This is a genomic window from Bacteroidota bacterium, from assembly GCA_018698135.1.
Classification (GTDB): Bacteria; Bacteroidota; Bacteroidia; order CAILMK01; family JAAYUY01; genus JABINZ01.
Genome location: JABINZ010000062.1, coordinates 1 through 2,693, shown reverse-complemented (window position 1 = coordinate 2,693; position 2,693 = coordinate 1). Strand labels below are relative to the sequence as shown.

The 2,693-nt window shown below is 33.2% G+C and carries 3 protein-coding genes; 1 reads left to right on the top strand and 2 read right to left on the bottom strand.

All coding sequences use genetic code 11. The annotated features are described in order from the left end of the window. On the top strand, window positions 1-603 hold a 603-nt coding region (locus HOG71_03840), incomplete at its 5' end, for a DNA/RNA non-specific endonuclease (protein MBT5989964.1). A 1-nt stretch (window position 604) separates the two neighbouring features. On the opposite strand, the gene HOG71_03835 is transcribed toward HOG71_03840, so the two are convergent. Next, window positions 605-1,021 carry a DUF393 domain-containing protein gene (locus HOG71_03835; GenBank protein ID MBT5989963.1) on the bottom strand — a complete coding sequence of 139 codons (417 nt, stop codon included), beginning with the start codon at window positions 1,019-1,021 and terminating at the stop codon, window positions 605-607. Beyond that, window positions 997-2,693, bottom strand: a 1,697-nt coding sequence (locus HOG71_03830) for a DUF5011 domain-containing protein (GenBank protein MBT5989962.1), incomplete at its 5' end; no start/stop codon positions are given. The genes HOG71_03835 and HOG71_03830, both read right to left, overlap by 25 nt.

Genomic DNA, 2,693 nt, shown 5'->3' with positions numbered 1-2,693 from the left:
TCCTATAACGAAAGACACGAACAAGCCAACTGGGTAATGTATGTTTTAACAAAAGAAGAACTCCTAGGAACAGAAAAACGTAAAGATAATTTCAGAACTGATCCTGAAATACTTACTGGCTCAGCAAGTTTGAAAGACTATAAAAGTAGTGGATACGATAGGGGACATCTTGCACCAGCAGCTGATATGAAATGGTCAAAGGAAGTGATGAGTGAGTCCTTTTTCATGAGTAATATGAGCCCACAAAAACCTTATTTTAATCGAGGTGTTTGGAAAAAACTAGAAGAGCATGTCCGAAAATTAGTTTTGCAAAATGATAGTATTCTGGTAATCACAGGTCCGGTGTTTAAAGACAATATTGAAATCATTGGCGAAAATGAAGTAACTGTTCCGGGCTATTACTTTAAAGTATTAGTTGACTTAACCTGGCCAGATAATAAGGCTATCGCATATTTACTAAAAAATGAAAAAAGTAGTGAAAATTTGACCACATTTGAAATTACAATTGATAGTTTAGAAATATTCAGCAATTATGACTTTTTTTATGCAAGTCCCATGGCCAACAAATTGGAAGATATTGCAGATTTACTTCTTATTGAATAGACTAGAGAAATAAAGATAAAACATCTTCGTTCGGAAGCATACAAGTCTTCCGTTTTCCAAACCATTTGTATCGGTTTTTAGCTATATAGTCATATAATAAATCTCTTACTACTTTGGGGATAATCAGAAATATCTTAGCTAGTTTCCAAATGCCGCCAATAAGAACGCAAATTTGAATAATGGCATCAGACTTATCTCTGTAGCTATTGTTTTCTATTAAAACAATTGAATAAAGCTGATTTTTAGTTAAACCACATTCAGATAACAAAGAAATACCAGCTTTCGATTGAATTGAAGCAAAACGAAAGCTGGTTTTATTATCCTTTTTTATGATCCATTGTACAGAGGAATTGCACAAATTGCATATTCCATCAAACAATATGATTGGGTTTTCTATTTTTCTATATTGATCTTGCATGTATGTTCCATAGCTCCGTTGATTATATGGACAAAATATAGACCATTACTGATATCTACGAGTTCAATTTTAACGTCATTCCTTCCGTCCATATTAAATGAATTAGAATATACTTCAGTACCTAGAACGGAAACTATTTTTATTTCAATTTTAGCATTTATTTGATTATCAAATCGAATGAAAAATTCTCCAGTATTGGGATTTGGGTAAAGTAATATGCTATTTTCAGGATTATATTCCTTCAAACTACTGAATTTGTCGACATTGATATAGCGCGTTTGTTGAACAGCTTTATTGCCTGCCTGGTCTTCTGCATTATAATAGATACTATAAAATCCTAAATTATGATTCAAGAGATAATCCGTGAAATAATCACCACTACGAATAACGGTTATATTCTGATCATAATTATCAGTGACGGAAAACGAATCAGCTAGCAATTCTTTTGGGCTTGCCAGATTTTCAATGGAATTGCCATGAAGAACAATAACAGGTGATTCATTATCTTCAACACATATTACTAATTGAAAAACTGCTTTGTTTGACGAATTATCTGTGGCTTCATAAATCCATGTATAACATCCTGTAATATCTGCAACACCATTCTCTCCAAATGCGGTAATGTAGCTACCCAGTAGATTCTTATTTATGCCAGTAAAATAATTATCTGTTACCGTTAATGCGGGGCTGTAAAAGCTTGCAAAAACATCAATATAAACTGTGTCACCATTCTGGTATAAACTGGATTTAATCACAGGGCTTTCATTATCAATAACATGAACCAATCGTGTTAGTATTCCTGAAAAATTACCAGAAGGATCTGTACTTGAGTAATACAATGTATAATCACCAATTGTGTCGGTTTCAACTTTGCCTACAATCACAGGATTTAATCCTGAATAATAATTGTCGCTTACGCTAGCTCCAGGATCATTCCAGATAGAATAAACCATAATTGAAGTGTCCACATATCCATTTAACGATATGGATGGAGGAGTTAGATCAACTACGCGTACTTCTCTGATAACGGTATCTTTTTGTCCTATATAAGATTCCAGAAAATGATATAGGCTATATGAGCCTACAATTGAGGTATTAACACTTCCTGCTGTAGTTACACTCTTGATTATAGTGCAATTTTGATTTGTTAAATAACCTGGATCGGTATAAGTATTAAATACTTCAATCGAATCAATCGCATTTCCTGTAAGGAAAAACTCCTTTGTAATATCTAACAAGGGGACTACAAATAGTGTTCTAGTGACATCTAAAACAAATCCTGTTGAATCAGTGAATCGATATGTGTAGTAATATTGACCTGTTAAAGCGGTATTCAAATTTGTTATTGTATCGATTTTAACAATTGGATTAAATTCTCGATAAATATGGAAGCCACTATCAATATAATTTTCACATTGTTCAATTAGCAGTGAATCATGAGATTTTAATTTTATGATTAAAGGAAGCATTTCTGTTATAAAGAGTCGATAATCCTCAAATTCCCCATACGTATTTGGCCCACAAGGATAATTTCCCAAATTCATTAAACTGGTTCCAACTCTCAAAATCGTATTTCCAATCTTGGTGGTACCGGGTACATAAAAAGTATCTGACCAATAAAGTGTACTGGCCGGAGTTTCGGAAGCAACCATTTCTCCAACATCATTAAAGT

What these genes read in the sequence shown, in the direction of transcription:
- HOG71_03835 (MBT5989963.1), bottom strand. Translation starts at nt 1,021, where the DNA reads ATGCAAGATCAATATAGAAAAATAGAAAACCCAATCATATTGTTTGAT.